The sequence below is a fragment of the Enterobacter sp. C3_dUdeg genome, assembly GCF_057536195.1.
Window position 1 is genome coordinate 181,906 of sequence record NZ_BAAKFX010000001.1, and the last position, 26,702, is coordinate 208,607.

The 26,702-nt window shown below is 57.8% G+C and carries 25 protein-coding genes and 1 pseudogene; 15 read left to right on the plus strand and 11 right to left on the minus strand.

Going from position 1 to position 26,702, the window contains the following annotated elements; genetic code table 11:
• Window positions 1-11: 11 nt before the first annotated feature.
• The 5 genes from sanA to AC27FC_RS00825 form a co-directional block, all read right to left on the minus strand.
• Window positions 12-728, minus strand: coding sequence for an outer membrane permeability protein SanA (sanA, locus tag AC27FC_RS00805; RefSeq protein ID WP_008500918.1), 717 nt, complete (start codon window positions 726-728; stop codon window positions 12-14).
• 126 nt (window positions 729-854) lie between these two features.
• Complete coding sequence (cdd, locus tag AC27FC_RS00810; RefSeq protein WP_112778299.1) at window positions 855-1,739, minus strand: cytidine deaminase; 885 nt, start codon at window positions 1,737-1,739, stop codon at window positions 855-857.
• 129 nt (window positions 1,740-1,868) lie between these two features.
• Window positions 1,869-2,564 carry a CidB/LrgB family autolysis modulator gene (locus AC27FC_RS00815; RefSeq protein WP_029740398.1) on the minus strand — a complete coding sequence of 232 codons (696 nt, stop codon included), beginning with the start codon at window positions 2,562-2,564 and terminating at the stop codon, window positions 1,869-1,871.
• Window positions 2,561-2,956, minus strand: coding sequence for a CidA/LrgA family protein (locus AC27FC_RS00820; protein ID WP_023312463.1), 396 nt, complete (start codon window positions 2,954-2,956; stop codon window positions 2,561-2,563). Before AC27FC_RS00820 ends, AC27FC_RS00815 begins: the two co-directional genes overlap by 4 nt.
• A gap of 191 nt (window positions 2,957-3,147) precedes the next feature.
• On the minus strand, window positions 3,148-3,864 hold the full coding sequence (locus tag AC27FC_RS00825) for a type 1 glutamine amidotransferase (protein WP_196354916.1): 717 nt from the start codon (window positions 3,862-3,864) through the stop codon (window positions 3,148-3,150).
• A 59-nt stretch (window positions 3,865-3,923) separates the two neighbouring features.
• Between AC27FC_RS00825 and AC27FC_RS00830 the strand changes: the two genes are divergently transcribed.
• The 6 genes and pseudogenes from AC27FC_RS00830 (at window position 3,924) to AC27FC_RS00855 (ending at window position 11,731) form a co-directional block, all read left to right on the plus strand.
• Window positions 3,924-4,721, plus strand: a complete 798-nt coding sequence (locus AC27FC_RS00830; RefSeq protein ID WP_196354915.1) for an AraC family transcriptional regulator — start codon at window positions 3,924-3,926, stop codon at window positions 4,719-4,721.
• Window positions 4,722-4,762: 41 nt separating this feature from the next.
• Window positions 4,763-5,695 carry a tRNA dihydrouridine(16) synthase DusC gene (dusC, locus tag AC27FC_RS00835; RefSeq protein WP_143346735.1) on the plus strand — a complete coding sequence of 311 codons (933 nt, stop codon included), beginning with the start codon at window positions 4,763-4,765 and terminating at the stop codon, window positions 5,693-5,695.
• 302 nt (window positions 5,696-5,997) lie between these two features.
• Complete coding sequence (locus AC27FC_RS00840) at window positions 5,998-7,344, plus strand: carbohydrate porin (RefSeq protein WP_487159826.1); 1,347 nt, start codon at window positions 5,998-6,000, stop codon at window positions 7,342-7,344.
• Between the two features lie 155 nt (window positions 7,345-7,499).
• On the plus strand, window positions 7,500-8,333 hold the full coding sequence (gene licT / locus AC27FC_RS00845) for a BglG family transcription antiterminator LicT (protein ID WP_032658940.1): 834 nt from the start codon (window positions 7,500-7,502) through the stop codon (window positions 8,331-8,333).
• A 24-nt stretch (window positions 8,334-8,357) separates the two neighbouring features.
• Window positions 8,358-10,324: pseudogene (bglF, locus tag AC27FC_RS00850) on the plus strand (PTS beta-glucoside transporter subunit IIABC).
• Between the two features lie 12 nt (window positions 10,325-10,336).
• Window positions 10,337-11,731, plus strand: coding sequence for a glycoside hydrolase family 1 protein (locus AC27FC_RS00855; protein ID WP_196354913.1), 1,395 nt, complete (start codon window positions 10,337-10,339; stop codon window positions 11,729-11,731).
• A 39-nt stretch (window positions 11,732-11,770) separates the two neighbouring features.
• Here the strand turns inward: AC27FC_RS00855 and yohP are convergent, their stop codons facing one another.
• On the minus strand, window positions 11,771-11,854 hold the full coding sequence (gene yohP / locus AC27FC_RS00860) for a small membrane protein YohP (protein WP_015572324.1): 84 nt from the start codon (window positions 11,852-11,854) through the stop codon (window positions 11,771-11,773).
• Window positions 11,855-12,057: 203 nt separating this feature from the next.
• Here yohP and mdtQ point away from each other — a divergent pair, with 203 nt between their 5' ends.
• Together mdtQ and AC27FC_RS00870 are read left to right on the plus strand one after the other, a co-directional pair.
• A complete protein-coding gene (gene mdtQ / locus AC27FC_RS00865; RefSeq protein WP_196354912.1) occupies window positions 12,058-13,476 on the plus strand; it encodes a multidrug resistance outer membrane protein MdtQ in 1,419 nt (472 codons plus the stop codon).
• A gap of 50 nt (window positions 13,477-13,526) precedes the next feature.
• On the plus strand, window positions 13,527-14,291 hold the full coding sequence (locus tag AC27FC_RS00870; RefSeq protein ID WP_075203907.1) for an SDR family oxidoreductase: 765 nt from the start codon (window positions 13,527-13,529) through the stop codon (window positions 14,289-14,291).
• A gap of 94 nt (window positions 14,292-14,385) precedes the next feature.
• Here AC27FC_RS00870 and AC27FC_RS00875 read toward each other — a convergent pair whose 3' ends face one another.
• The gene (locus AC27FC_RS00875; RefSeq protein ID WP_039263154.1) at window positions 14,386-14,958 is read right to left on the minus strand and encodes a DedA family protein; all 573 of its coding nucleotides are present in this window, start codon (window positions 14,956-14,958) and stop codon (window positions 14,386-14,388) included.
• 157 nt (window positions 14,959-15,115) lie between these two features.
• Here AC27FC_RS00875 and AC27FC_RS00880 point away from each other — a divergent pair, with 157 nt between their 5' ends.
• Together AC27FC_RS00880 and pbpG are read left to right on the plus strand one after the other, a co-directional pair.
• Window positions 15,116-15,703, plus strand: coding sequence for a Yip1 family protein (locus AC27FC_RS00880; RefSeq protein WP_023312454.1), 588 nt, complete (start codon window positions 15,116-15,118; stop codon window positions 15,701-15,703).
• A 167-nt stretch (window positions 15,704-15,870) separates the two neighbouring features.
• Window positions 15,871-16,794: a D-alanyl-D-alanine endopeptidase gene (gene pbpG, locus AC27FC_RS00885; RefSeq protein ID WP_023312453.1), complete on the plus strand. Its 924-nt coding sequence runs from the start codon at window positions 15,871-15,873 to the stop codon at window positions 16,792-16,794.
• A gap of 94 nt (window positions 16,795-16,888) precedes the next feature.
• Here the strand turns inward: pbpG and AC27FC_RS00890 are convergent, their stop codons facing one another.
• Together AC27FC_RS00890 and dld are read right to left on the minus strand one after the other, a co-directional pair.
• Window positions 16,889-17,443, minus strand: coding sequence for a GNAT family N-acetyltransferase (locus tag AC27FC_RS00890; RefSeq protein WP_033146016.1), 555 nt, complete (start codon window positions 17,441-17,443; stop codon window positions 16,889-16,891).
• Window positions 17,444-17,555: 112 nt separating this feature from the next.
• Window positions 17,556-19,304, minus strand: coding sequence for a D-lactate dehydrogenase (gene dld, locus AC27FC_RS00895; protein ID WP_033146015.1), 1,749 nt, complete (start codon window positions 19,302-19,304; stop codon window positions 17,556-17,558).
• Window positions 19,305-19,493: 189 nt separating this feature from the next.
• Between dld and bglX the strand changes: the two genes are divergently transcribed.
• The 5 genes from bglX (at window position 19,494) to AC27FC_RS00920 (ending at window position 25,688) form a co-directional block, all read left to right on the plus strand.
• Window positions 19,494-21,791 carry a beta-glucosidase BglX gene (gene bglX / locus AC27FC_RS00900; protein ID WP_033146014.1) on the plus strand — a complete coding sequence of 766 codons (2,298 nt, stop codon included), beginning with the start codon at window positions 19,494-19,496 and terminating at the stop codon, window positions 21,789-21,791.
• Window positions 21,792-21,936: 145 nt separating this feature from the next.
• Window positions 21,937-22,854, plus strand: coding sequence for a glycine betaine ABC transporter substrate-binding protein OsmF (gene osmF, locus AC27FC_RS00905; RefSeq protein ID WP_021241490.1), 918 nt, complete (start codon window positions 21,937-21,939; stop codon window positions 22,852-22,854).
• A gap of 12 nt (window positions 22,855-22,866) precedes the next feature.
• Window positions 22,867-24,024, plus strand: a complete 1,158-nt coding sequence (locus tag AC27FC_RS00910) for an ABC transporter permease (protein ID WP_112778302.1) — start codon at window positions 22,867-22,869, stop codon at window positions 24,022-24,024.
• Window positions 24,017-24,967 carry an ABC transporter ATP-binding protein gene (locus AC27FC_RS00915; protein ID WP_033146012.1) on the plus strand — a complete coding sequence of 317 codons (951 nt, stop codon included), beginning with the start codon at window positions 24,017-24,019 and terminating at the stop codon, window positions 24,965-24,967. The genes AC27FC_RS00910 and AC27FC_RS00915 overlap by 8 nt, the downstream gene beginning before the upstream one ends.
• Window positions 24,951-25,688, plus strand: a complete 738-nt coding sequence (locus AC27FC_RS00920; RefSeq protein ID WP_033146011.1) for an ABC transporter permease — start codon at window positions 24,951-24,953, stop codon at window positions 25,686-25,688. The genes AC27FC_RS00915 and AC27FC_RS00920 overlap by 17 nt, the downstream gene beginning before the upstream one ends.
• On the opposite strand, the gene AC27FC_RS00925 is transcribed toward AC27FC_RS00920, so the two are convergent.
• Window positions 25,663-25,776 carry a protein YohO gene (locus AC27FC_RS00925; protein ID WP_008500895.1) on the minus strand — a complete coding sequence of 38 codons (114 nt, stop codon included), beginning with the start codon at window positions 25,774-25,776 and terminating at the stop codon, window positions 25,663-25,665. The genes AC27FC_RS00920 and AC27FC_RS00925 overlap by 26 nt on opposite strands.
• Before the next feature lie 69 nt (window positions 25,777-25,845).
• Window positions 25,846-26,586 carry an HTH-type transcriptional regulator MlrA gene (gene mlrA / locus AC27FC_RS00930; RefSeq protein ID WP_033146010.1) on the minus strand — a complete coding sequence of 247 codons (741 nt, stop codon included), beginning with the start codon at window positions 26,584-26,586 and terminating at the stop codon, window positions 25,846-25,848.
• Window positions 26,587-26,702 lie beyond the last annotated feature (116 nt).

The following is a 26,702-nucleotide window of genomic DNA, read 5'->3' on the forward strand; positions in this document are numbered from 1 at the left end:
AGGCGGTCCTGTTATTTCTCCTTTTTCTGCATATCAAGCAGCTGCTCGGGCGTGACGGCCGGGTAACCCTGCGCGTCTTCCGGCACTTCGTGCATCGCCGGAATCGGCACCAGCGGGCCTAAAAAGCGCGGTTCGCGTTTGAAGATATACAGATCGGCCAGGGCGCCAAACCGCGCGCCGAACTCGCGCACGCGCACGCTCAGCATATCTTTTGGCGACGGCACCGCGTAACACTGCGCCTGAATGCCCATATGCAGCGCGATAAACAGCGCGCGCTCGCAGTGGAAGCGCTGGGTAATGATGATGAAGTCGTTGGTATCGAAGACTTTACGCGTGCGCACGATGGAGTCCAGGGTGCGGAATCCGGCGTAGTCGAGCACGATATCGGCAGGGTCCACGCCCGCGGCAATCAGGTCCTTACGCATCGTCACCGGTTCATTGTAGCTTTGCAGCGCGTTATCGCCGCTCAGCAGCAGGTAGTTCACCTTGCCGCTGTTGTAGGCGTTCAGCGCGCCCTGAATGCGGTAACGGTAATACTGGTTGATCACGCCGGTGCGGTAATACTTGGCGGTGCCGAGCACCACGCCAACCTGACGATAGGGCAGGTCCTGCAGGTCGTCAAAGATGTAGGGGGCGGTTTTCCAGCTCATCCAGCGATCGAGACCCAGCACGATCAACAGCAGTATGCCGACCAGGACAGACAGGCTGTAAAAAACGCGCTTTAACATGGAGATGGCTCGTTCGTGGATGAAATTTAACTCAGGCTACTTTACCCGCCTGGTTAGCGCAAGAAACAGCGACTTAACTGAGGGGTTTTTCAGCAAACTGGCGGGCATTTCTGCCCGCCGGAAGGATTACGCAAGCAGTACGCGGTCAATCGTCGTGCAGCCCAGCGCTTTAAGCGTCGCGGCGGTCGCATCCCACTGAATCAACGGCGCATCGGCAATTTCTGCCAGAATAGCGCGCTGAATGTCCGGATAGTCATAGCCGTTCAGGCTCAGCAGGTTAAGCGCGCCCTGCAGCGGTGGCAGGGTTGGGTTAAACGCGGCGTTTTCCGCGTAGCTGCCGCTAAAGATCCGGCCATCGCGGCACTGCAGCGCCACGCCGCTCGGGGACTTGCTGTACGGCGTGTGGCTTTTGTTGGCCGCGCGAATGGCCGCCTGGCTCAGGTCATCGCCGGACAGGGCGTAACCGTGGTCCTGCTCGTCCATCAGCAGCGTTTTGATCTCCAGATCTTTCGGGCCAAACGCGTCAGGCAGATAATCCCCCAGCGTGTGCGGCGCGCGGCCCGGCAGGTTGATGCGCAGCTGCAGCCCGCTGTTCAGCTCGTTCATAAACTGACGGCAGTGGCCGCAGGGGGTGTAGTTAACGGTAATGGCGCTCAGGGCTTTTTCACCGCGCAGCCAGGCGTGGCTGATGGCGCTCTGCTCGGCGTGAACCGTTTGCTGCATGGTCGCGCCCAGGAACTCCATATTGCCACCGAAGTACCAGGTTCCGCTGACGCCGCGCGCAATGGCCCCGACGTTAAAGTGGGAGAGATCGGCCCGCGCGCAGGCGGCAGCCAGAGGAAGCAGTGCGAAAGCCAGCGCGTCTTCTTCCAGTCCCGTTGCCTGTTTCAGCATCGTGACCTGCTCCGCGGTCAGCAGGGCGGGGAAGTGTGCATCTGCCAGAACGGGAGCCAGGGCTGACTGCAAATTCTCTGCAAGCTGGGCGAAAGCAGCTTGAAAACGTGGGTGCATGGCGTTTGCCTCATAAAGGTTAATGGATCGGTAGTTTACGGAGCCGTCAGGGCTTTATATGTGATCCACTTCTCATTATGTATGCAACTTATGAAATCAAAATGAAATTTGCGCGACGCATCGCAAATTTTAGCCCATCACCGCCAGAATCAGCGGGAAAATGAACGGGGCCAGCAGGGAGGTGATAATCCCGCAGATCACCAGCGCCAGGGAGCTAAACGCCCCTTCCTGATAATCCAGCTCCGCGCAGCGGGCGGTGCCCAGGGCGTGGGAAGCTGTTCCCATCGACAGCCCCCGTGCCGCTTTAGTGTGAATACGCATCCCGTTCAGCAGGGTGTGACCAAACACCGCACCCAGAATACCGACGAAAATGACGCACATCGCGCTGATGGCCGGGATCCCGCCGAGGCTGCCGCCGACCGCCATCGCGATAGGCGTGGTCACCGATTTAGGCAGGATAGAGGCGGCAATTTGCGGGGAGGCCCCCATCAACAGCGCCACCGACGTGCCGGTGATCATCGCCACCAGGCTGCCCACAAAACAGATGGTAATGATGGATTTCCAGCGGGCGCGGATCTGATGGAGCTGCTCGTATAAAGGAAAGGCGAGCGCCACAACGGCAGGCTGCAGCAGGTCGTTTAAAATTTTGCTGCCGGCAAAGTAGCGTTCGTAGGGAATGCCGGTGAGCAGCAGGAACGGAATAATTACCACCATCGCCACCAGCAGCGGGTTCAGCAACGGCATTTTAAAACGTGCGGCAAGCTTGCGCGCGGCGAAGAACACCGCCAGGGTTAACGGCAGCGACCACCAGATATTGGCCATCATTTTTTTGTTTTCTCCCCGACCACGTTACGTTCGCCATGCACCAGATGCGAACTCCAGCTCACCACAAGGAAAACCACCAGCGTACTGACCGCGCAGGAGACCACAATCGGGCCGAACTGGGCCTTGAGCAAATCAAAATACTGCATGACCCCGACGCCGATGGGCACGAAAAGCAGCGCCATGTAGCGAATGAGGACGAAGCAGCCGGGGTTGACCCATTTTGCGGGCAGGATTTGCAGCGCCAGCAAAACGAAGAGGATCAGCATACCGATAATGCTGCCGGGAATGACGATCGGCAGCAGCGACGCGATGAAAATCCCGGCGTACAGGCAGGCGTAAATTAGGACGAATGCGCGCAGATATTGCCAGATAATATTCAATGATTTGCTCATGGTGATAGTCCTTGCTGAAACGCATTCATCATACAATTAAACCTAAAAATGTGCCACGGATCACATCATGAAATTTGAGCATACCAGACATTCCAGAATGGAACGTCTGGTATCACCGCACAGGGGCAGGCTACAGTTTAGAGGAAAGGGCGTGCGGTGGCGAAGTGACGAGCCAGAGAAATGCCACTGAGTCAGGCCTCGCGTTGGGCGGCGAGTTTATCCAGAAAAGAAAACAGCACCTGGTTCATTTCGCGATAATCATGCGAGCGTAGTTTTTCCGCCGTTTCGACAAAACGAAATTCAGCCGCGCGGCTGAGATCGTTCTGCGAATGTTCAATCAGCAGCTCAACCACCTCCGGCGTCAGTTCCATATGACACTGAAAACCGTAAACCCGTTCGCCATATTGCACGATCTGACGGGGGCAGCCCTCGCTGTAAGCCAGCACTTTAGCCTGCGGCGTCAACCCTGGCATGTCGTTATGCCAGTGTCCGACGTTCAGCTCGTGGCCAAAATCCTCAAACAGCGGGTTCGCCTTGCCAGCATCTGTGAGCCTGACGGGAAATTTGCCGATCTCTTTTTCCGGGCTATGGCAAAACGCTGCGCCCAGCGCTTCACCGATAAGCTGCGAGCCCAGACAAACGCCAATCACCGTTTTACCTGCCTCTATTGCGCGGCCGATGAGCCGCATTTCCGCCTGCGCGTCAAACCAGGGGCACTCCTGAAGCGTGGTGGCAGGTGACTGCGGGCCTCCCATGATGATAAGCAAGTCTGTGCTCTGCAGATCCTCGGGTAACGGATCGCCCTGATAAACTCTGGAGTAGCTCATACTACAGCCGCGATTTTCCCCCCAGACTTCATATGCGCCTGGCGCTTCGAAATATTCATGAATGATAAAATGAATGTGCATTGCGTCTCTCTCCGGTTACGTGTACAAGCAGCATCATAAGAGGAAGGGAGGAATGTGAAATGCCAACCGTTATCGATAAAACGCCAATTCACGACGATGCCATCGGATGGTCCAGAGGGGCTATTAGCTATACGCGCGGCGAAGTGGATCCCCCTCACCAGCATCCACAGGGGCAACTTTTGTTTGCCATCAAAGGGGTGATGCTGGTCGAAACCGGCAATAAGCGTTGGGTCATACCGCCACAGCGCGCGCTCTGGATCCCTCCCTTTCAGGAGCATACCTACAGCGTGTTATCCGCAACGGAGCTCCGCGCGGTCTGGTTTAGCCCCGCGCTGATATCGCAATGCCGATCTTTTAAACGGAAAGAAGAGGTTCACGTGATTATGGCGACGGCGTTGTTCAAAGAGCTGATTGCCGGGCTGTTCAGTGCGCAATACCGGCCAGCCAGCCAGCGCAGCATGGCCGTTTTGCTGCTCGAAATCCTCAGCGAGGCGCAGCAGATTTCGGCCGAATTACCGATGCCCGTGGATGAGCGGTTACATCGCGTTGCCTGTGACATCATTGCCAGCAATTTCTGGGACGTTTCGATGGACAGGCTGGCGGAACAGGCCGCGATGTCTGAACGCACATTCTCACGCGCCTTTATCAAAGATACCGGCTTTAGCTTCCGGGCCTGGCGACAGCGCGCAAGGATTTGTGCCTCGCTGGATCTGCTCGCCAACGGATACCCGGTTAAGCAGGTGGCCTGGATGCTGGGGTTTTCCGGGCAGGCGGCATTTGCGGCGGCGTTTCGCGCCATTGTGGGGGCAACGCCGGCTGACTTTCTCCCTGAACAGAAGCGCTTCCCAGCGATATAGAGAGCGGCTACTATAGCGCGTCTTTTTTCACAGGTACTGCTATGCGTGTTTTACTGGCCCCAATGGAAGGCGTGCTCGACTCCCTCGTGCGCGAGCTTCTGACCGAGGTGAACGATTACGATCTCTGCGTGACGGAATTTCTGCGCGTGGTCGATATGCTGTTGCCGGTAAAATCCTTCTTCCGCCTGTGCCCCGAGCTGCACAACCAGAGCCGGACCTCTTCCGGCACGCTGGTGCGTATTCAGCTGCTCGGCCAGTATCCCGAATGGCTGGCGGAAAACGCCGCCCGCGCGGTTGAGCTGGGCTCTTACGGGGTGGATCTCAACTGCGGCTGCCCGTCGAAGCTGGTGAACGGCAGCGGCGGCGGGGCGACGTTGCTGAAAGATCCTGAGCTGATTTACCGCGGCGCGAAGGCCATGCGTGAGGCCGTGCCTTCGCATTTGCCGGTGACGGTGAAGGTGCGCCTGGGATGGGACAGCGACGCGCGGCAGTTTGAAATCGCCGATGCGGTGCAGCAGGCCGGGGCCACCGAGCTGGTGGTGCATGGCCGCACCAAAGAAGATGGCTACAAGGCCGAGCGCATTAACTGGCAGGCGATCGGTGAGATCCGCAAGCGCCTCACCATTCCGGTGATCGCCAACGGTGAAATCTGGGATTATGAGAGCGCGCAGGCCTGTCTGAAGGCCACCGGCTGCGATGCGGTGATGATCGGTCGCGGCGCCCTGAATGTGCCGAACCTCAGCCGGGTGGTGAAATATAACGAGCCGCGAATGCCGTGGGAAGACGTCGTCACGCTGCTGCAAAAATACAGCCGACTGGAAAAGCAGGGCGATACCGGTTTGTATCACGTCGCGCGAATTAAACAGTGGCTGAGCTATTTACGCAAAGAGTACGATGAAGCGCTGGGATTATTTCAGGAAATTCGGACATTGCAGACTTCGTCTGATATTGCCCGGGTGATTCAGTCAAAATAATAAGCGTTAAATTGCTCACACTTTTTTAAATCAGAAAACAGTTCAGGTTTTCAACGTGGCGCGACGGTGTTAAGGTGCCACTGTTTTCAACGCAGGATTGTTACTGGTTAACAGGCAAAACCTAAGCGTTTCACAGCATTTTCGCTGTGGAGCGCTTAGGTTTTTTTTTGCCTCTCGTTTACGCAGGAGAGAAATTTGGCTTAGCGCTTTTTACTGATTTTAAAAAAATGAAATATCGACAGGAAATAGAAAAATTTCCTGCGGCCGGTTACGCACAAAATACTCAATCACAGGTTGTTATTATGGCATATAAAAATAAATTCTTTGCGCTCGCCTTATTAGCGATATCCCCGCTGTCGGTGGCGCAAGACTGGAACGGAACGGTATTAGGTTTTGAAGATCCACCGGAGCCTGTTCTGGGCGAAATGCTCGGCATACGTAAAATCCTCAACGATAACGGTTTTACCTGGAATCTCGGATACCTGAATGAAATTGGCTGGAACGGCGGTGGCGGATATAACCACGACTCCCACGTGGCCTATATTGACCAGTTTGCGCTGACCTTCAACCAGGACCTGGAGCGCTGGACCGGTATCCTGGACGCGCGTATCGAGGGGAATATCGTCAACCGTAACCACAATGACGACCTTACCACCAAACGCGTGCAGGACCCGCGCGTTAACTTTAACGATCTGACCCAGGAGAGCTGGGGCGGGCAGTCGATTACCCGTCTGGGCTGGCTGACCTTTGCCCGCAGCTTTGACGACCGGCGTCTGACCTGGCGCATCGGGATGATGAACAAGGTGCAGACCTTCGATCAAATCATCCCCTGTGATTTCCAGCTCCTCTCGCAGTGCGGCGGGAAGTCAGCCAACTCGCTGACGTGGAACAACTGGAACGTTCACACCTGGGGCACCACGCTTGCGTATAAATTAACGCCGACGCTGACCCTGAAGGGCGGCGTGATGGAGCAAAATCCCGAGGCCTCCAGCCGCAGCCACGCGTGGAGCTGGTCGACGAAGGGCAGCAAAGGGGTCTTACTGCCGGTTGAAATCGAAGCGCGTCCGCTGATTAACGGCCTGCCGGGCGCGTATAACCTGGGCGTGGTGTTTACCAACGCGCCGCAAACCGATCTCTATCGCGGCAAATCCGACGGGGCGGGCGCGACGGACCCGAACGGCTTTGATACCCACAGCCGGACCTGGTTCATGTACGCCGGGCTGAACCAGCAGCTTACCCAGCATCAGGATGACCCGAATCGCGGGTTGAGCACCTCTTTCAGCATGAGCCTTGCGGATCAGAGTACCAACTACATGCACCAGGTTTACGCCGCCTCGCTGCGCTACCGCGGGCTGTTTGACGCGCGGCCGGAAGACTGGATTGGCTTCGGGCTAACCTGGATTGATATGAGCAGCCAGTACGCCCGCAACCAGCGCTATATGAACAGCCTGAGCGGCGTGTCGGACTATAACGATCCGGCGTATCACCCGGAGCCAGGCCACTCCCTGAACGGTGAGTTTTATTATCGCTTCCGTCCGGTGTCGTGGCTGGAGCTGCAGCCGGGCATTCAGTACTGGCACCATCCCGGCGGCGTATCCCGGACGCAGGATGCCTGGGTGACGGAGCTGAAAACTGTCGTGACGTTCTAGCAAGTTCGATCCGCGTCACGTTTCTGATGCGTGATGCATTGAGGCTATGAATGAAACTGATAGAGTGCCAGAACTGGATTGTTACTGCTTAGGCAGGCAAAACCTGATTTTCTGGCATCTGCCGGAGGTCAGGTTTTTTTGTTTCTGGGGTTCAGATGAAAATCGCCAAGATACTCAATAATAACGTGGTGGTTGTTCAGGATGAGCGCGGGCGCGAACAGGTGGTGATGGGCCGTGGGCTGGCCTTTCAGAAGCGCGTCGGCGAAGCGCTGGATACCGCGTTGGTTGAAAAGGTGTTTGCGTTACAAAGCGATGAACTGGTGCGTCGACTTGGCGAGCTGCTGAGTCAAATTCCGCTGGAAGTGATGACCACCTGCGACCGCATCATCGGGCTGGCGGCGCAGCGGCTGGGCAAGCTGCAGGAGAGTTTGTATATCACCCTCACCGACCACTGCTACTTTGCGATTGAGCGGCAGAAGAACGGGCTGGCGATCAAAAACGTGCTGCTGTGGGATATTAAACGGCTGTATCCAAAGGAGTTCGAATTAGGGCAGGAGGCGCGGGCCATTATCGCCAGACGCCTGAACGTCGAGCTGGAGGAGGATGAGGCCGGGTTTATCGCGCTGCATCTGGTCACCGCGCAGCTGAACAGCGAAATGCCGGAAGTGATGCACGTGACGCGGGTGATGCAGGAGATCCTGCAGCTGGTGAAGTATCAGCTGCAGCTTGAGTACGATGAAGACTCGCTCAGCTATCAGCGTTTTGTCACGCATCTGAAGTTTTTTGCCCAGCGGATGCTCACCCGCACCGTGGTGGAAGATGACGACGTCTCGCTGCATACGGCGGTAAAAGACAACTACGCGAAGGCGTGGAAATGCGCCGAGAAAATCGCTCAGCACCTGAACAAAAGCTATCAGCGTGAGCTGACGACCGAAGAAATTATGTTCCTCGCCATTCATATCGAGCGGGTGAGAAAAGAGGGGCGTTAAGCCTCAAAACAGGATTGTTACTGCATCACGCAGGCAAAACCTGAGCGCGGCCTTCGTCAGAAGGTCGTTCTCGGGTTTTTTTATTTTTTGTACTCAGTCAACAGGTGCCTGCGGGCATCGGATGTAAGGAAATCGAGATGGAATACCAGGCTTTAGCGAAGGATATTCTCGGCCACGTTGGCGGAAAAGAGAACATCGTCAGTCTTGTACACTGCGCGACCCGGCTTCGCTTCAAACTGAAAGAGAATCAACGGGCGGATGCGGAAGGGCTCAAGAAAAACCCGGGCGTCATCATGGTGGTCGAAAGCGGCGGCCAGTTTCAGGTAGTGATTGGCAACCACGTCCACGACGTCTGGCAGGCGGTGCGCCATGAGGCAGGCCTTACCGATGACGCGCCCGTCGTGGAAGAGAGGGGCGAAAAAGGGAATCTGCTGGGCCGCCTGATTGACATTGTCTCCGGGATTTTCACCCCGTTTATCGGCATTCTGGCCGCGTCCGGTATTCTGAAAGGGCTGCTGGCGCTGGCCGTTGTGTGCGGCTGGCTCAGCACTGAGAGCGGCACCTATAAAATCTGGTTCGCCGCCAGCGACGCGCTGTTCTTCTTCTTCCCGCTGGTGCTGGGCTATACCGCCGGGAAAAAATTTGGCGGCAACCCGTTTATTACCATGGTCATCGGCGGGGCGCTCACCCATCCGATGATGATTGCGGCGTTTAACGCCAGCCAGCAGCCGGGCGCGGTATCGGACGCTTTTTTGGGCATTCCTGTCACCTGGTTTAACTACAGCTCGTCGGTGATCCCGATTATTCTCGCCGCGTGGGTCAGCTGCTGGCTGGAAAAGCAGAGCACCAGGCTGCTGCCATCCTCGATGAAAAACTTCTTCGCGCCGCTGATCTGTCTGGGCGTGACCGTGCCGCTGACTTTCCTCGTTATCGGGCCGCTGGCGACCTGGCTGAGCCAGATGCTGGCGAACGGCTATCAGAGCATTTACGTTCTGGCACCGTGGCTGGCGGGCGCGGCGATGGGCGCGCTGTGGCAGGTCTGCGTTATTTTTGGCCTGCACTGGGGGCTAGTGCCGCTGATGATCAACAACCTGGCGGTGCTGGGGCATGACTCCATGCTGCCAATGCTATTGCCCGCGGTGTTTGGCCAGGTGGGGGCGGCGCTGGGGATCTTCCTGCGTACCCGCGATGCCCGTCAGAAGATGCTGGCGGGTTCATCGGTAACGGCCGGGATATTTGGTATCACCGAACCCGCTGTGTATGGCGTAAACCTGCCGCTGCGCCGCCCGTTTATCTTTGGCTGCGTGGCGGGAGCTATCGGCGGCGCGATTGTCGGCTTCAGCGATACCCACGTTTACTCCTTCGGCTTCGCCAATATCTTTACCATCGCCCAGATGATTCCGCCGGGTGGAGTAAACGCCACGCTGTGGGGCGGCGTGATCGGCACCGCGGTAGCGCTGGTGCTGAGCTGTGGCCTGACGCTGGTGGCAGGTATGCCGGGACGCGCAGAGGCGGAAGCTGCGGTTATGGCAAGGGAAAACGATGTTTTATCCCCGATGACCGGGACCGTTCTGGCGCTCGACCAGGTGCCGGATACCACGTTTGCCAGCGGCCTGCTGGGCAGCGGTGCCGCGATTATTCCCTCGGATAACAAAGTGGTGGCCCCGTTTGCCGGCGTGGTGGCCTCGCTGTTTCAGACCAAACACGCCATCGGCCTGCTCAGCAACAGCGGAATTGAAGTGTTGATTCACGTGGGGATCGATACCGTGAAGCTCGACGGCAGGCCGTTTACCGCCCACGTGAAGGTGGGCGACAGGGTACAGCCCGGCGATCTGCTGCTGGAGTTTGACCGACAGGCGATTATCGATGCCGGATACGACCTGGCGACCCCGATCATTATCAGTAACAGCGATGAGTATCGAGATGTGGTGACCGTGGCGGCAACGTCCGTCAGCGCCGGTGCGCCGTTACTCAGCGTAAGCCATCAATAACAGGAGAACGTGATGAAAACTTTCCCGGACGATTTTTTATGGGGCGGCGCGGTTGCCGCGAATCAGGTAGAAGGCGCGTATCTGGAGGAGGGAAAAGGGCTGTCCACCTCAGACGTTCAGCCGCAGGGTGTCTTCGGCCCGGTGGTTGAGCGCGTGGCGGGCGACAGCGGCATCAAGGACGTCGCCATCGACTTCTATCACCGCTACCCGGAAGACATCAAACTGTTCGCTGAGATGGGCTTTAGCTGCCTGCGCGTCTCCATTGCCTGGACCCGCATTTTTCCGAACGGCGACGAGCAGCAGCCTAACGAGGCGGGGCTGGCGTTTTACGACCGGCTGTTTGACGAGCTGGCCGCGCACAGCATTACCCCGCTGGTGACGCTCTCGCATTACGAAATGCCGTGGGGGCTGGTGAAGCAGTACGGCGGGTGGGGCAGCCGCCAGACCATTGGGTTCTTCGAGCGCTACGCCCGTACCGTGTTTGCGCGCTACAAGGAGAAGGTGAAGCTCTGGCTGACCTTCAACGAGATCAATATGTCTCTGCACGCGCCGATGACCGGCGTGGGCCTGCCGGAAACCAGCAGCAAAGGTGAGGTGTACCAGGCGATCCACCACCAGCTGGTGGCCAGCGCGCTGGCTGTGAAGGCCTGCCACGAGATTATCCCGGATGCCAGAATCGGCAACATGCTGCTGGGCGGCCTGATGTATCCGCTGACCTGCAAGCCGGAAGATGTTCTGGAGACGCTGCAGGAAAACCGCGCGTGGCAATTCTTTGGCGACGTGCAGTGCCGTGGCGCCTATCCGGGCTATATGCAGCGCTTCTTCCGCGACAGCGGGATTCAGCTTGAGGTAACGGATGCCGACCGCGAGGCGCTGAAATCGACCGTCGATTTTATCTCGTTCAGCTACTACATGACGGGCTGCGTCACCGCGGATGAGGCCCTCAACCAGCAGGCGCGCGGCAATATCCTGAGCATGGTGCCAAACCCGCATCTGGCAAGTTCCGAATGGGGCTGGCAGATTGACCCCATCGGCCTGCGTACCCTGCTAAACGTGCTCTGGGATCGCTATCAGAAGCCGTTGTTTATCGTGGAAAATGGCCTGGGGGCGAAGGATAAACCGGATGCGGACGGCGTGGTGCAGGATGACTATCGCATCAGCTACCTTAACGACCACCTGGTGCAGGTGCGTGAAGCCATTGACGATGGCGTTGAGGTGATGGGGTATACCAGCTGGGGGCCAATCGACCTGGTGAGCGCGTCTAAAGCTGAACTCTCCAAGCGCTACGGCTTTATTTACGTCGATCGCGATGACGGCGGTAACGGCACGCTGGCGCGCAGCCGTAAGAAGAGTTTCTACTGGTATAAAGAGGTGATTGCCACGAAAGGGGCTTCGCTGAAAGCCTGATATTAATGACGTTGCCCGGCTCTGAGCCGGGCAAATAGATCAGAAAATCATCTTGAATACGCCGGTGACCACTAAGAGCCCTATCAGAAATATAATTAAAATAACCCACAGTAATATTTTCATCCCTTTCTCCCGCTCATGTATGTCCTGAATAAGTGTAGCAGCGTATTTATATTTGGCGTGAATGCATTGGATTTAATCATTCTCTTTGGGAATAAATTTCCGGGTATTAAAATGTATGACAATTTGCGGATTGCCACGCGTTACTAAAAAAATGAGCGATAGCGAGCGTAACGTGCGCCTTTATTTTTTGAGTGTATGGCGTCATGAAACGTTCTCTTATTTTATCTCTGAGTGCACCCTTCGCTTTTATTCTGGCAGCCTGTGCGCCTGAACATGCCACGGTGTCTCCCATTAAAACGCAAACCGCTGCGGCGTCGGTGAATACAATTCTTAATCATCAGGACTGGCCGAAGAATGAGTGGTGGAAAGCGTATAACGATCCCCAGCTTAACGGGCTGATTGCGAAAGCGTTGAGCGATGCGCCGGATATGCAGATTGCCCGTCAGCGCATTACGCTTGCCGAAGCCCAGGCCAAAGCCGCAATGGCCGCTGACGGTCCGCAGATTGATTTTTCCGCCGATGCGGAACGCCAGAAAATGTCCGCCGAAGGGCTGATGGGGCCTTTCGCCCTTACCGACCCGGCTGCAGGCACCACCGGGCCGTGGTACACCAACGGCACCTTTGGGCTGACCGCAGGCTGGGATCTCGATCTGTGGGGAAAAAATCGCGCCCGGGTCGAGGCCCGGATTGGCAAAGTGAATGCGCAAAAAGCGGAGCTGGAGCAGACCCGCCAGCTGCTGGCCAGCAGCGTGGCGCGGCTCTACTGGGAGTGGCAAACTCAGGCCGCCGCAGGGGAGGTTCTCGCGCAGATCAAACATGAGCAGGACAACATAATCGGCGCCGACCGCGAACTGTATCAGCACGGGATCACCTCCTCCGTTGAAGGGGTGGAAACCGATATCGACGCCAGCAAAACCGAAGAACAGCTGGCAGAAGTCAACGGGAAGATGAAAGCCGTTGAGGCGCGTCTGGTCGCGCTGACGAATTCTTCCTCCGTAACGCTTACGCGGCATGCGCTGCCGACGGTTGACGCCGCGCTACCGCCGACGCTCGGTTATGAACTGCTGGCACGCCGTCCCGATCTTCAGGAGGCGCACTGGTATATCGAAGCCTCCATGAGCGAGGTGGAGGCCGCCAGAGCGGCTTTCTATCCTGACGTGAACCTGATGGCGTTCTTACAGCAGGATGCCCTCCATCTGAGCGATCTGTTTCGCGCTTCAGCGCAGCAGATGGGCGTGACCGCCGGGCTTACGCTGCCGATCTTCGACAGCGGCAGGCTGAACGCCAGCCTGGATATCGCCCAGGCGCAGAACAATCTCTCGGTCGCGAACTACAACAAAGCGGTGGTCGAAGCGGTCAATCAGGTGGCGCGCACGGCCAGTGAAGTCGAAACGCTGACGGCGAAGAACCACCATCAGCAGCAGGTTGAAAAAGATGCGGCGCGGGTTGTGGCGCTGGCGCAGGCGCGCTTCAGCGCGGGGATCGTTGCGGGCTCGCGGGTCAGTGAAGCCAGGATCCCGGCCCTCAGGGAAGACCTCGCCGGATTGTTGCTGAAAGGCCAGTATGTCGACGCCACGCTGCAGCTGACGTCGGCGCTGGGCGGCGGCTATCATCATGGCTAAAAATGGTCATTATCTATACTTACCTCTTTGCAGTTTTTCAGGAGGTGAGTATGACCAGAGTAGCGATAGTGACCGCATCGGATTCCGGGATTGGTAAAACCACGGCGCTGATGCTCGCAGAGCGCGGGTTTGATATTGGCGTCACCTGGCACTCGGATGAAAAAGGGGCGCTGGAAACCTGCCGCGAAGTCGAAGCGCAGGGGCAGCGCGCAGAGGCTATCCATCTTGATTTAAGCGCGCTGCCGGAAGGCGCAAAGGCTATTGAAACGCTGATTGCGCGTTTTGGTCGGCTGGACGTGCTGGTTAACAATGCCGGAGCGATGACCAAAGCGCCGTTCCTTGAGATGCCGTTTGACGACTGGCGGAACATTTTCACCGTCGACGTGGACGGCGCGTTTCTCTGTTCGCAGATTGCCGCCCGGCAGATGGTGAAGCAGGGGGAAGGGGGGCGGATTGTGAATATCACCTCGGTGCACGAGCACACGCCGCTGCCGGAGGCCAGCGCCTACACGGCGGCAAAACACGCGCTCGGCGGGTTAACCAAATCCATGGCGATGGAACTGGTTAAGCACAACATTCTGGTGAACGCCGTCGCGCCGGGCGCCATTGCCACACCGATGAACGACATGGACGACAGCGAAGTGAAGGAAGGCTCAATGCCGGAAATCCCGCTGGCAAGACCGGGCCACACCAGAGAGATTGCCAGCTTGGTGGCATGGCTGTGCGACAGCGACGCCAGCTACACGACGGGACAATCGTTTATTGTCGACGGGGGCTTTATGCTGGCGAACCCGCAGTTTAAGCCGGAGGGGTAGTTTTCCCTCACCCTAACCCTCTCCCAAAGGGAGAGGGAACTAAAAACACCCTCTTCCTTTGGGAGAGGGCCGGGGTGAGGGGAGGAGACCGCACTCACTCCTCATCCCGCGTCTTATCCCGGTGCTTCAGCCACAGCCTGACCCCGATCACCGCCGCAACCACCAGAATCAACCACGCCCAGTGCTTCAGGTGCTGGTCGAGATTATGCAGCCACGGGCCAATCACTTCGCCCCCGACGTAGCCGAGCGTCGTAAAGATCAGCGCCCAGGCAATCGCACCAAGAACATTGAGCGGCAGGAAAATTTTTGGCGGCAGATGGCTGGCGCCAATCAGTATCGGCCCGATAATGCGAAAACCATACATAAAGCGCGTGCCGATGACGAACAGATAGGGATGACGTTGAATGAGCCGTTGAGCGCGGCGGATTTTCTTCTGATGCTTTGCGAAACGCTTAAGCAGCGTTGGCCCGAAGCGCAGCCCGAGAAAGTAGAGCAGCTGATCGCCAATCATTCCGCCGAGCGCGACCGCAGCGACGACCAGCGGGAATTTCAGTAAGCCCTGATGCGCGGCGACGCCGCCTAACAGCGTGATGGTTTCACCTTCTGCCACGCTACCGACCACCAGCGCGGCATATCCATATTGTTCAATGAGTGCGTTAATATCCATTACGTAAATGTTATCTCCCTCTGCTTACCTCGTTTAATCATATACCCCATGAATCAACAGCGGGGAAATCAACGGAAATTTCCCACTGTACATAAAATAATCTAAAGCCTGCATTATACTTAAGGTATCGCTGACGGGCCGACAACAAGGGGGCGCTATGAACCATGTCTGGGGACTTTTCTCCCATCCCGATCGTGAGATGCATGTCATTAAAAGTGAGAACGAAACGGTCTCGCATCATTACACGCACCACGTGCTGCTGATGGCTGCGGTGCCGGTAATATGCGCTTTTATCGGAACAACACAAATCGGCTGGAACTTCGGTGACGGCACCGTGGTTCAGCTTTCCTGGTTTACCGGACTCTATCTGGCCATCGTTTTTTATGGCCTGATGCTGGCGGGTGTGGCGGTAATGGGGCGCGTCATTCACTGGATGGCGCGTAACTACCCGCAACGTCCATCGCTGGCGCACTGTATGGTCTTTGCCGGATACGTCGCGACCCCGCTGTTCTTAAGCGGTATTGTTGCGCTCTATCCACTGGTCTGGCTGTGCGCGCTGATCGGTACTATTGCCCTCTTTTACACCGGATATCTGCTGTATCTGGGGGTTCCAACCTTCCTGAATATCAATAAAGAAGAAGGCCTGAGTTTTTCCAGTTCAACACTCGCTATTGGGGTGCTGGTGCTGGAGGCGCTACTGGCGCTGACGGTTATTCTTTGGGGTTACGGATACCGTCTCTTCTGAGTTCACTGCATTGCTGGCGTAAATGCCAGCAATGCAGCATCTGTTCACGATTATCCGCTGGCGACAACGCCCGGTGACCGCTATGATGCCGAAGCCAGCCTGTGTTTATCCGTTGATACAGGCGGTGTACGTCATGACGTGCGTGAATAATTATCAGAAGTCTCACCATGCTGAAATTCCGAGTCTCTTTACTTAGCCTGGCGCTGCTGCTGGGCGCGTCCGCTGCCGTGCCGGCCGTCGCTAAAACGCCCGCGGTGACCGCCGCTGCTGCTCAGCCGCAAATTGCGTCCGGCAGCGCGATGATTGTCGATCTCAACACCAATAAGGTGATCTACGCCAGCCATCCGGACCTGGTGCGCCCGATCGCCTCGATTACCAAATTAATGACCGCGATGGTGGTGCTTGATGCACATCTGCCGCTGGACGAAAAATTGAAAGTGGATATCAGCCACACGCCGGAGATGAAGGGGATCTACTCCCGCGTGCGTCTGAACAGTGAAATCAGCCGTAAAAATATGCTGCTGCTGGCGCTGATGTCGTCTGAAAACCGTGCGGCGGCGAGCCTGGCGCACCACTATCCGGGCGGCTATGACGCCTTTATCCGCGCGATGAACGCGAAAGCCAAAGCGCTGGGGATGACCAATACGCATTATGTTGAACCGACGGGTCTGTCGATCAACAACGTCTCCACGGCCCGCGATCTGACGAAACTGCTGATTGCCAGCAAACAATATCCGCTGATTGGTCAGCTCAGCACTACCCGTGAAGAGATGGCGACCTTTGCGAACCCGGCCTATACGCTGCCGTTCCGCAACACTAACCATCTGGTATACCGCGATAACTGGAATATTCAGTTAACCAAAACCGGCTTTACCAACGCGGCAGGACACTGTCTGGTGATGCGCACCGTGTTTAACGGTAAGCCGGTGGCGCTGGTGGTGATGGATGCCTTCGGCAAATATACCCACTTCGCGGACGCGAGCCGCCTGCGTACCTGGATTGAAACCGGGAAAGTGCAGCCCGTTCCGGCCGCAGCATTGACGTATAAAAAGCAGAAAGCGGAACAGATGGCGACGGCGCAGAACGACTGAGTCGTTTGTGCGCGCTGATGCCCTCACCCCGACCCTCTCCCACAGGGAGAGGGAGAAAACACTAAAAACGGTAACCCAGGTTACCGTTTTGCGTTTATTCCGGCAGCGTCCAGTCCCCATCGTTGAGCGAGCGCTGCATAATCACCGTATCCCGCCAGTCGCCTTTCTTATACCCCACGCTGCGCAGCTGACCGACAATCTCGAAGCCGTGCTTTTTATGCAGCCGCAGCGAGCCGGCATTATTGTTGCCATCGCCCACAACGGCAATCATCTGCCGCCACGGGCCTTGCTCGCAGCGGGCGATCAGCGCATCCATTAATGCCGAACCAAAACCGCGCCCGGTAATGCTGGCATCCACGTAAATCGACTCTTCCAGGGTATAGCGGTAGGCGTGTCGCGGGCGGTAAGGCGTGGCGTAGCAGTAGCCCACCACGATGCCGCGATACAGCGCGATAAGCCACGGCAAACCGCTCTCAGCCACGCTTTTCATACGCTGACGCATTTCGTCGATGGTAGGGGGGACTTCTTCAAATGACGCGCGCCCGTGCAGCACATGCCATGCATAGATGGCGGCGATGGCATGCACATCATCGGGAAGGGCATCGCGCACTTCCAGTTCGGTCTCGGATAAAACATCAACAGCCGACATGATGTGCCTGCTCCTCGTTATAGAAAGCCGGAGAAACGTTCCTCCGGCGTCAGACGGTTACTCTATTACGATTAAGGCGCGCTAAACAATCTCTCAAATTTGGCTATAGGAATTAATCAGACGCTTGCGTTACGCGCTGCTCCGCGTCCGCGCTCTCTTTCCAGTATTTCTTCCGCGTTGTTTTACCAATGCCGGGATTCATGCTGTTTGTAGGGTCATTCTCGCGATAAAACTGCTTAAGTGCGTCAGGGGCTTTATAAAGATGCCCGACGTTATGTTCCGCAGGATATTGTGCGCCGCGTTCACGCAGCAGGGCGAGCATCTGCTCCTTCAGTTCGTGCGCATCGACCCCTTTTTTGACGATGTAATCCTGATGGAAGACATAACACATAAAGTGGCCGTAATAGAGCTTATGCACCAGCTTGCTGTCGATTTCCGGCGGGAGGTGCTCAAACCACTCGGTGTCGTTACGTCGCAGGGCGATATCCAGCGCCAGAATGTCTTCCACCTCTTCCGAATGCACCGCCTGATAACGGATGGCGGCGCCCGCGGCGGCAAAACGGTGCAGGAACGCTTTGCTGCCCTCTTCAGGCGTACAGGCAAAGAAATCCCCTTCGGCGGTTTTGAAGAATTCGGTCAGCCAGGACTGCGCTTCGGCAATTCCGTCCCCGGCCATTTTCAGCAGCAGGTGGTGCTCGTACTTATCGCGCCAGGTTTTCATTCGCTCCGGCAGATGCGCCGGGAAAACGTTGCCCAGCTTCTGCATAAAGCGGTCGGTGAAGTGGGGTTTGAACAGCGACACCTTCTCCAGCATCGCGTCGGTGCGGCCCTTCATGGTGAAGAAGAACGGCATTTTGTCGGTGCCGAGCTTGTCGATCATCAGGAACGTATCTTTGCCGTAACGCTCGGCGATGTCGTAAATGTCCCGGTGCATGTACTCGCCCGCCACCGGCAGATGGGTGAATTCGCCCAGAATATGACGACGAATTTCGGTCAGAACCTCAGGCTGATTGGTACCAATGTAAAACACCTGCTGCTTTTTCTCCGCCGGGAAGGTATCCAGACGTACGGCAAACACGGCCAGCTTCCCGGCGCAGCCGGAGGATTCAAACAGGCGGTCCGGGTCGGCGTTGTAGCGCGCCGGCGTATCGGCGTCGATATCCCGCACGCGGGTGACGTAGTCGTGATCGTGCGCATGACGACCGTCGTGCTGAACGTCTTCGTCCTTCACGCGATCGTCGTCGAGCTTGCTGAGGATCTGTTCCGGCGTTACGCCGAGATCGATACCCAGATGGTTCACCAGCGTCAGCTTGCCGTTTTCGTCAATACGGGCAAACAGCGACATCTCGGTGTAGGCCGGGCCGCGCTGCACCAGCGAACCGCCGGAGTTGTTGCAGATCCCACCGACCACCGAGGCGCCAATGCAGGAGGAGCCAATCACCGAGTGCGGCTCACGGCCCAGCGGCTTAAGCGCTTTTTCCAGGGAGTAGAGCGTCGTGCCGGGGAACGCGAGCACCTGCTCGCCTTTATCCAGCAGGTGCAGTTTGTCGAGGCGCAGGGTGCTGATAATCACGATGTCGCGATCGTAATCGTTGCCGTTCGGCGTGGAGCCTTCGGTCAGGCCGGTATTGGCGGCCTGCATTAAAATAATCTTGTCGGCGGCGACGCATGCGCTCAGCACGCGCCACAGCTCCAGCAGCGTGCCGGGGAAGACCACCGCCAGCGCCTCGCCCTGACCGGAGCGGAAACCTTTGCGGTAGCGGGCGGTTTTGGCCGGGTCGGTAAGCAGGTGAGAGGAGCCAACCAGGCGCGACAGTTCGTTAATAAAAGTCGTGTTATCGTTTGTTCGAACAGAAGTCATCTTCCACTCCTTGTGGTGGGGCAAATTTCTCGCTGTAAAGCATAGCGCGATTAACTGTTAAGCGGTCGAGTATTCACGAGAAAAATCAGAGAATAACCCTGCAACGTTTCGAGGGTTTGTGGCACACTGCGCTTTTCGCACGGTATGGCCGAGATCGTCCGGCGGTTATTGATGAGAGAGTAAAACGACATGAAATGGCTATGTTCTGTAGGTGTCGCCGTCAGCCTGGCGCTGCAACCTGCGCTGGCAGAGGATTTGTTTGGTAATCACCCGCTCACGCCTGAAGCACGGGACGCGTTTGTCACGGAATTGCTCAAGAAAATGACGGTTGATGAGAAAATCGGCCAGCTGCGTCTTATCAGCGTCGGTCCGGATAATCCGAAAGAGGCCATTCGCGAGATGATCAAAGACGGGCAGGTAGGGGCCATCTTTAATACCGTCACCCGCCAGGATATCCGTAAGATGCAGGATCAGGTGATGGATCTCAGCCGCCTGAAAATTCCGCTGTTCTTTGCCTATGACGTGGTGCACGGCCAGCGTACCGTTTTCCCGATTAGCCTCGGTTTAGCCTCCTCCTTTAACCTTGACGCGGTGAAAACCGTCGGGCGCGTGTCGGCTTATGAAGCGGCGGACGACGGCCTGAACATGACCTGGGCGCCAATGGTGGACGTCTCGCGCGATCCGCGCTGGGGCCGCGGTTCGGAAGGCTTTGGTGAAGACACCTATTTAACCTCCACGATGGGGAAAACCATGGTGGAAGCGATGCAGGGCAAAAGCCCGGCGGATCGCTACTCGGTGATGACCAGCGTCAAACACTTCGCGGCCTATGGCGCGGTTGAAGGCGGGAAAGAGTACAACACCGTCGACATGAGCCCGCAGCGCCTGTTCAACGACTACATGCCGCCGTACAAGGCAGGGCTGGATGCGGGCAGCGGCGCGGTAATGGTGGCGCTGAACTCGCTGAACGGCACGCCTGCGACGTCCGATTCATGGCTGCTGAAAGACGTCCTGCGCGACCAGTGGGGCTTTAAGGGCATCACCGTTTCCGACCACGGCGCGATTAAAGAGCTGATTAAGCACGGTACCGCCTCCGATCCGGAAGACGCGGTGCGCGTGGCGCTCAAGTCGGGCATCAACATGAGCATGAGCGACGAGTACTACAGCAAATACCTGCCGGGGCTGGTGAAGAGCGGCAAGGTCACGATGGCGGAGCTGGACGATGCCGCGCGCCACGTGCTGAACGTGAAATACGACATGGGGCTGTTTAACGATCCGTACAGCCATCTGGGGCCGAAGGATTCTGACCCGGCAGATACCAACGCTGAAAGCCGTCTGCACCGCAAAGAAGCGCGTGACGTGGCGCGCGAAAGCCTGGTGCTGCTGAAAAACCGCCTCGACACGCTGCCGCTGAAAAAATCCGGCACCATTGCCGTAGTGGGCCCGCTGGCCGACAGCAAGCGCGACGTGATGGGCAGCTGGTCTGCGGCAGGCGTAGCCGATCAGTCCGTGACCGTGCTGACCGGGATTAAGAGTGCCGTGGGTGATAACGCGAAAGTGGTGTACGCCAAAGGGGCGAACGTCACCAACGATAAAGACATCGTCACCTTCCTCAACCAGTACGAGGAAGCGGTGAAGGTCGATCCGCGCACGCCGAAGGAGATGATCGACGAGGCGGTGAATACCGCGAAACAGTCTGACGTGGTTGTCGCGGTCGTGGGCGAAGCGCAGGGTATGGCGCACGAGGCCTCCAGCCGTACCGACATCACCATTCCGCAGAGCCAGCGCGATCTGATCGCCGCCCTGAAAGCCACCGGCAAGCCGCTGGTGCTGGTGCTGATGAACGGTCGTCCGCTGGCGCTGGTGAAAGAGGACCAGCAGGCTGACGCCATTCTGGAAACCTGGTTCGCTGGTACCGAAGGCGGTAACGCCATCGCCGACGTGCTGTTTGGTGATTACAACCCGTCGGGCAAGCTGCCGATGTCCTTCCCGCGCTCCGTTGGGCAGATCCCGGTCTACTACAGTCACCTCAACACCGGTCGCCCGTATAACGCCGACAAGCCGAACAAGTACACGTCCCGTTACTTCGACGAAGCTAACGGCCCGCTGTATCCGTTTGGTTACGGTCTGAGCTACACCAGCTTCAAGGTTTCTGACGTGAAAATGTCGGCGCCGACCCTGAAGCGTGACGGCAAAGTTACCGCCAGCGTCGAAGTGACCAACACCGGCAAGCGCGAAGGGGCAACGGTGATCCAGATGTACGTGCAGGATGTCACCGCCTCGATGAGCCGTCCTGTTAAGCAGCTGCGCGGCTTCGAGAAGGTCAATCTGAAGCCTGGCGAAACCCAAACCATCAGCTTCCCGATTGACGTGGAGGCGCTGAAGTTCTGGAACCAGCAGATGAAATACGATGCGGAACCGGGCAAGTTTAACGTCTTTATCGGGGTGGATTCTGCCCGCGTGAATAAAGGCGAGTTCGAGCTGCTGTAACCTTCCCTTCTTTGCATCCCCCGGCTTCCGGGGGATGCGTCTTACGTTATGCTAAAAAGGCATTTTGCCGGGTAAATCCGCTGTTTTAAGCTACGCTTTTCTCTCAAGCCTCTGAAAAAGGCGATAAAAAAATGAGGATAGCGGAATGACGATTGCAAAGGGGATGTTGGGATCTGCGGTGCTGCTGGCGGCGCTAAGCCTGCCGTTACAGGCGGCGGAGCCGGTAAAAGTGGGCTCAAAGATCGATACCGAAGGCGCGCTGCTCGGCAATATTATTTTGCAGGTGCTGGAAAGCCACGGCGTGAAAACCGTCAATAAAGTTCAGCTGGGCACCACGCCCGTCGTGCGCGGGGCGATCACCTCCGGCGAGCTGGATATCTATCCGGAATACACCGGCAACGGGGCATTCTTCTTCAAAGATGAAAACGATCCGGCATGGAAAAACGCCAAAGCCGGGTATGAGAAAGTCAAAAAACTCGACGCAGAACAGAACAAGCTGGTCTGGCTGACGCCGGCCCCGGCCAACAACACCTGGACTATCGCCGTGCGCAAGGACGTGGCGGAGAAAGGTAAGCTGACTACGCTTGCGGATCTCAGCCGCTATCTGAAAGAGAAGGGCGACTTTAAGCTGGCAGCGTCCGCGGAGTTTATCGAGCGTCCTGACGCGCTCCCGGCGTTCGAAAAAGCCTACGACTTCAAGCTTGACCAGGCGCAGCTGCTCTCGCTGGCGGGCGGGGATACGGCGGTAACCATTAAGGCGGCGGCGCAGCAAACTTCCGGCGTTAACGCGGCAATGGCCTACGGCACCGACGGCCCGGTGGCGGCGCTCGGCCTGCAAACCCTGACCGATCCAAAAGGCGTACAGCCGATTTACGCCCCGACCCCGGTCGTGCGCGAGGCGGTGCTGAAAGCCTATCCGGATATTGCAGAATGGCTCAAGCCGGTCTTCGAAAAACTGGATGAAAAAACGCTGCAACAGCTGAATGCCAGCATTGCCGTCGAGGGGCTGGATGCCAAAAAAGTGGCCGCCGACTTCCTGAAACAACAAGGGCTTGTGAAGTAACGGGAAAGGGCTGTGCCAATAAAATGTCATAACCGCGTACTGCTGCTGTTGGCCTGCGTGGCCATCGCGGCGGTCGCGCTGCCGTTTGTGAATGTCGCCCCTAACCGCCTGATGTCAGGGGAGGGGCGCTATCTCTGGGAAGTGTGGGCGTTCACGCCGTGGTGGCTGGCGGCGGCGCTGGGCGCGTGGGTTACGCTATCGCTCTGGCAAGGCCGCACGGCGCAGTGGCTGACGCTGCTCCTCGCTGAAGGGCTGTTTATCATCCTGTTCTGGGGGGCCGGGCAGGCGGCGACGCATATGGCGTCGGCGGAAAGCCCGCTGGCGAGAACCACGGTGGGCAGCGGCCTCTGGCTGTGGCTGGCGCTGTGTCTGCTGGCCAGCAGCGACGCCATTCGTCGACTCATCACCAGCGGCGTCTGGCGCTGGGTGCTCAACGCGCAGATATGGTGCATTCCCTTGTTCCTGCTGTTCAGCGGTGAGCTGAACAATCTCTCGCTGCTGAAAGAGTACGCCAACCGTCAGGAGGTGTTTGATGATGCCCTGGCGCAACACCTGACGATCCTTTTTGGCACGCTGATCCCGGCTCTGCTGATCGGGATACCGCTCGGCATGTGGTGCTATCGTCATCCTTCACGCCAGGGTGGGGTGTTTGCCGTGCTCAACGTGATCCAGACCATACCTTCCGTCGCGCTGTTTGGCCTGCTGATTGCCCCGCTGGCGGGGCTGGTGAAATCATTTCCCGTACTGGGTACGCTCGGCATAGCCGGAACGGGGTTAACGCCCGCGCTTATTGCGCTGGTGCTGTATGCGCTGCTGCCGCTGGTGCGCGGCGTTGTCGCGGGGCTGGGTCAGGTCGCGCCGGATGTGCTTGAAAGCGCCCATGCGATGGGGATGAGCGCGCGGCAGTGTTTCTGGAAAATTCAGCTCCCGCTGGCGCTGCCCCTGCTGCTGCGCAGCCTGCGGGTGGTGGCTGTACAAACCGTCGGCATGGCGGTGATAGCGGCGCTGATTGGTGCGGGCGGCTTTGGCGCGCTGGTGTTCCAGGGGCTGCTCAGCAGTGCCCTCGATTTGGTGTTACTGGGCGTGGTGCCCACGATTGCGCTGGCGGTTGTCGTCGACGCGCTGTTTGCCTTATGGCTCGCGCTGCTCAGGAGAAGAGCCAATGATTGAATTTCATGATGTCAGTAAAACCTTTGCCGGTCGCCCGGCGGCGAGCCACCTGAACCTGAACTTTGCCGAGGGCGCGTTTTCCGTGCTGATTGGCACCTCCGGCTCGGGAAAATCCACCACCCTGAAGATGATCAACCGCCTGGTTGAGCACGACAGCGGGCTGATCCGCTTTGCCGGGGAAGAGATCCGCAGCCTGCCGGTGCTGGAGCTGCGCCGCCGGATGGGCTATGCCATTCAGTCTATCGGCCTGTTTCCGCACTGGACGGTGGCGCAGAACATCGCCACCGTGCTGCAGCTGGAGAAATGGTCGCGGGTGAAAATCGCCGACCGGGTGGATGAACTCATGTCGCTCCTGGGGCTGGAGCCCGCGCTGCGCGATCGCTATCCGCACCAGCTTTCCGGAGGCCAGCAACAGCGCGTGGGCGTGGCGCGCGCGCTGGCGGCTAACCCGCAGGTACTGCTGATGGATGAACCCTTCGGCGCGCTGGATCCGGTTACGCGCGGGGCGCTGCAGGCGGAGATGACCCGCATTCACCGCATTCTCGGACGGACGATCGTTCTCGTGACGCACGATATTGATGAAGCTCTGCGCCTGGCCGACCATCTGGTGCTGATGGATCATGGCGAAGTGGTGCAGCAGGGCTCGCCGCTTGAGCTATTAACATGGCCGAAGAACGACTTTGTGCGCGAGTTTTTTGGCCGCAGCGAGCTGGGCGTGAGGCTGCTCTCCCTGCGGACGGTCAGCGACTATATGCGTCGGGAGGAGGTACCGGTGAGCGGCGAACCGCTGCAGGCGCAGATGAGCCTGCGGGATGCTCTCTCGGCGTTTGTCGCGCGCCAGTGCGAGGTATTGCCCGTCTCGGACTCCCGCGGTACGCCGTGCGGAACCTTACATTTTCGCGATCTGCTGGCCGGGGAGGTGACGCGTGAAGGCACTGCGTGATCCGCTCCTCTGGCTGGTAGCGCTCTTTGTCGCCTTACTGTTTCTGATGCCCCACAGCGCGGCGCTGTTTAACGCTCTTTTCCCTGGGCTGCCGCGGCCGGTTTATCAGCAGGAGAGCTTTATTAATCTCGCTCTGGCGCATCTCTGGCTGGTGGCGCTCTCAAGCGCCATCGCGGTTGTGTTGGGGGTTGGGGCAGGCATCGCGGTCACGCGGCCTGCGGGCAAAGAGTTTCGTCCGCTGGTGGAGACGATAGCGGCGATTGGCCAGACGTTTCCCCCGGTGGCGGTGCTGGCGATAGCGGTGCCGGTGATGGGTTTTGGTCAGCAACCCGCCATTATTGCGCTGATTTTATACGGCGTATTGCCGGTGCTGCAGGGCACGCTGGCGGGCCTCGCGGCGGTACCGGCGTCGGTGCTGAGCGTGGCAGAAGGGATGGGGATGAGTCGCGGCCAGCGGCTGCGCAAGGTTGAACTGCCGCTTGCGGCGCCGGTTATCATTGCCGGGATCCGCACGTCGGTGATTATTAACATCGGGACGGCGACCATTGCGTCAACGGTCGGTGCCAATACGCTGGGAACGCCGATTATTATCGGCCTGAGCGGGTTTAATACGGCTTATATCGTGCAGGGGGCGGTGCTGGTCGCGCTGGCGGCAATCGTCGTCGATCGCCTTTTTGAGCGGCTGGCGCTGTACCTCAGCCGACACCGCCGCGAACAATAAACGAGTATCCTGCCAGCATCACGCCGCCGATACCGCTCACGGCCATCAGGACAAAAAGGGTAATAATGGCCAGTTTGGTTGCCTTCATCATGTGCTCCTGTTGTTAACGGAACAATTATACGGTGAAGCGCAGCTGTTAATGAACCATTAAATGCCGTTATGGCTCATCCGGGCCAAGGGAATAAACCGGGTAACCATTCTCTCGCCATTCCGTCAGCAGCTGTTGCTGCGTGGCGGACGGCACTTCTCCACACCAGACCAGCAGGGTCTGACCGTCGAAAAACTCGGGCTTAAGCTGCGCCAGCGAGTGCGCCAGGACATCCACGCGCCAGCCCTTCTGGGTCGCAATCCACGCTTCCAGCCACAGGCGGGTGGTATCGTGCACGTTCCAGCCGACCACCAGCGCATCTTTTCCGGCTTTGTTCTTCGCTGAGGCAAGGCAGACGGCAATATAGTTGATCAGCACCCCGTCGAGCATGCTGAGCAGCGCCTGCAGGGTGGACTGCTGGCATTGCAGACGTCGACGGAGCGGAATGAAAAGATGGGAGATCAGCGTCTGTGCCGGATAGTCGCGGCCCTGCTCTTTTATCCATGCGCGCAGGCGCTGAAGATTCCCCGCCTGCAGAAGCCGCAGCAGGGTTTCCTGTTGTTCGCGCCAGAGGTGTTGCGTGTCCGGGTCATCATGGCTCAGCAGGGACTTCACTTTGCCGACCTGCACTCCGTTGTCGATCCAGCTTTTAATTTCGCGGATGCGGTCGATATCGGCCTCATTGAAAAGGCGATGCCCACCGTCGGTCCTCTGCGGTTTAAGCAATCCATACCGTCGCTGCCACGCCCGTAGGGTAACGGGATTGATATCACAAAGGAGTGCCACTTCACCTATCGTGTAAAGCGCCATATTCGCCCCCTGGCTTACGCGTTCCCAGCTTAACTGTAGACCCACTTTGGCGAACCAGGAAGGATTGATTGATTTTTGAACAAACAATGCGAAGCATGCGCGATATTCAGAAAAAG

What these genes read in the sequence shown, in the direction of transcription:
- sanA (WP_008500918.1), bottom strand. Translation starts at nt 728, where the DNA reads ATGTTAAAGCGCGTTTTTTACAGCCTGTCTGTCCTGGTCGGCATACTG.
- AC27FC_RS00815 (WP_029740398.1), bottom strand. Translation starts at nt 2,564, where the DNA reads ATGATGGCCAATATCTGGTGGTCGCTGCCGTTAACCCTGGCGGTGTTC.
- AC27FC_RS00890 (WP_033146016.1), bottom strand. Translation starts at nt 17,443, where the DNA reads ATGTCGGCTGTTGATGTTTTATCCGAGACCGAACTGGAAGTGCGCGAT.
- cdd (WP_112778299.1), bottom strand. Translation starts at nt 1,739, where the DNA reads ATGCACCCACGTTTTCAAGCTGCTTTCGCCCAGCTTGCAGAGAATTTG.
- AC27FC_RS00840 (WP_487159826.1), top strand. Translation starts at nt 5,998, where the DNA reads ATGGCATATAAAAATAAATTCTTTGCGCTCGCCTTATTAGCGATATCC.
- mdtQ (WP_196354912.1), top strand. Translation starts at nt 12,058, where the DNA reads ATGAAACGTTCTCTTATTTTATCTCTGAGTGCACCCTTCGCTTTTATT.
- dusC (WP_143346735.1), top strand. Translation starts at nt 4,763, where the DNA reads ATGCGTGTTTTACTGGCCCCAATGGAAGGCGTGCTCGACTCCCTCGTG.
- AC27FC_RS00915 (WP_033146012.1), top strand. Translation starts at nt 24,017, where the DNA reads ATGATTGAATTTCATGATGTCAGTAAAACCTTTGCCGGTCGCCCGGCG.
- pbpG (WP_023312453.1), top strand. Translation starts at nt 15,871, where the DNA reads ATGCTGAAATTCCGAGTCTCTTTACTTAGCCTGGCGCTGCTGCTGGGC.
- AC27FC_RS00820 (WP_023312463.1), bottom strand. Translation starts at nt 2,956, where the DNA reads ATGAGCAAATCATTGAATATTATCTGGCAATATCTGCGCGCATTCGTC.
- AC27FC_RS00880 (WP_023312454.1), top strand. Translation starts at nt 15,116, where the DNA reads ATGAACCATGTCTGGGGACTTTTCTCCCATCCCGATCGTGAGATGCAT.
- AC27FC_RS00830 (WP_196354915.1), top strand. Translation starts at nt 3,924, where the DNA reads ATGCCAACCGTTATCGATAAAACGCCAATTCACGACGATGCCATCGGA.
- AC27FC_RS00855 (WP_196354913.1), top strand. Translation starts at nt 10,337, where the DNA reads ATGAAAACTTTCCCGGACGATTTTTTATGGGGCGGCGCGGTTGCCGCG.
- bglX (WP_033146014.1), top strand. Translation starts at nt 19,494, where the DNA reads ATGAAATGGCTATGTTCTGTAGGTGTCGCCGTCAGCCTGGCGCTGCAA.
- AC27FC_RS00825 (WP_196354916.1), bottom strand. Translation starts at nt 3,864, where the DNA reads ATGCACATTCATTTTATCATTCATGAATATTTCGAAGCGCCAGGCGCA.
- yohP (WP_015572324.1), bottom strand. Translation starts at nt 11,854, where the DNA reads ATGAAAATATTACTGTGGGTTATTTTAATTATATTTCTGATAGGGCTC.
- AC27FC_RS00925 (WP_008500895.1), bottom strand. Translation starts at nt 25,776, where the DNA reads ATGAAGGCAACCAAACTGGCCATTATTACCCTTTTTGTCCTGATGGCC.
- AC27FC_RS00870 (WP_075203907.1), top strand. Translation starts at nt 13,527, where the DNA reads ATGACCAGAGTAGCGATAGTGACCGCATCGGATTCCGGGATTGGTAAA.
- AC27FC_RS00875 (WP_039263154.1), bottom strand. Translation starts at nt 14,958, where the DNA reads ATGGATATTAACGCACTCATTGAACAATATGGATATGCCGCGCTGGTG.
- mlrA (WP_033146010.1), bottom strand. Translation starts at nt 26,586, where the DNA reads ATGGCGCTTTACACGATAGGTGAAGTGGCACTCCTTTGTGATATCAAT.
- osmF (WP_021241490.1), top strand. Translation starts at nt 21,937, where the DNA reads ATGACGATTGCAAAGGGGATGTTGGGATCTGCGGTGCTGCTGGCGGCG.
- dld (WP_033146015.1), bottom strand. Translation starts at nt 19,304, where the DNA reads ATGACTTCTGTTCGAACAAACGATAACACGACTTTTATTAACGAACTG.
- licT (WP_032658940.1), top strand. Translation starts at nt 7,500, where the DNA reads ATGAAAATCGCCAAGATACTCAATAATAACGTGGTGGTTGTTCAGGAT.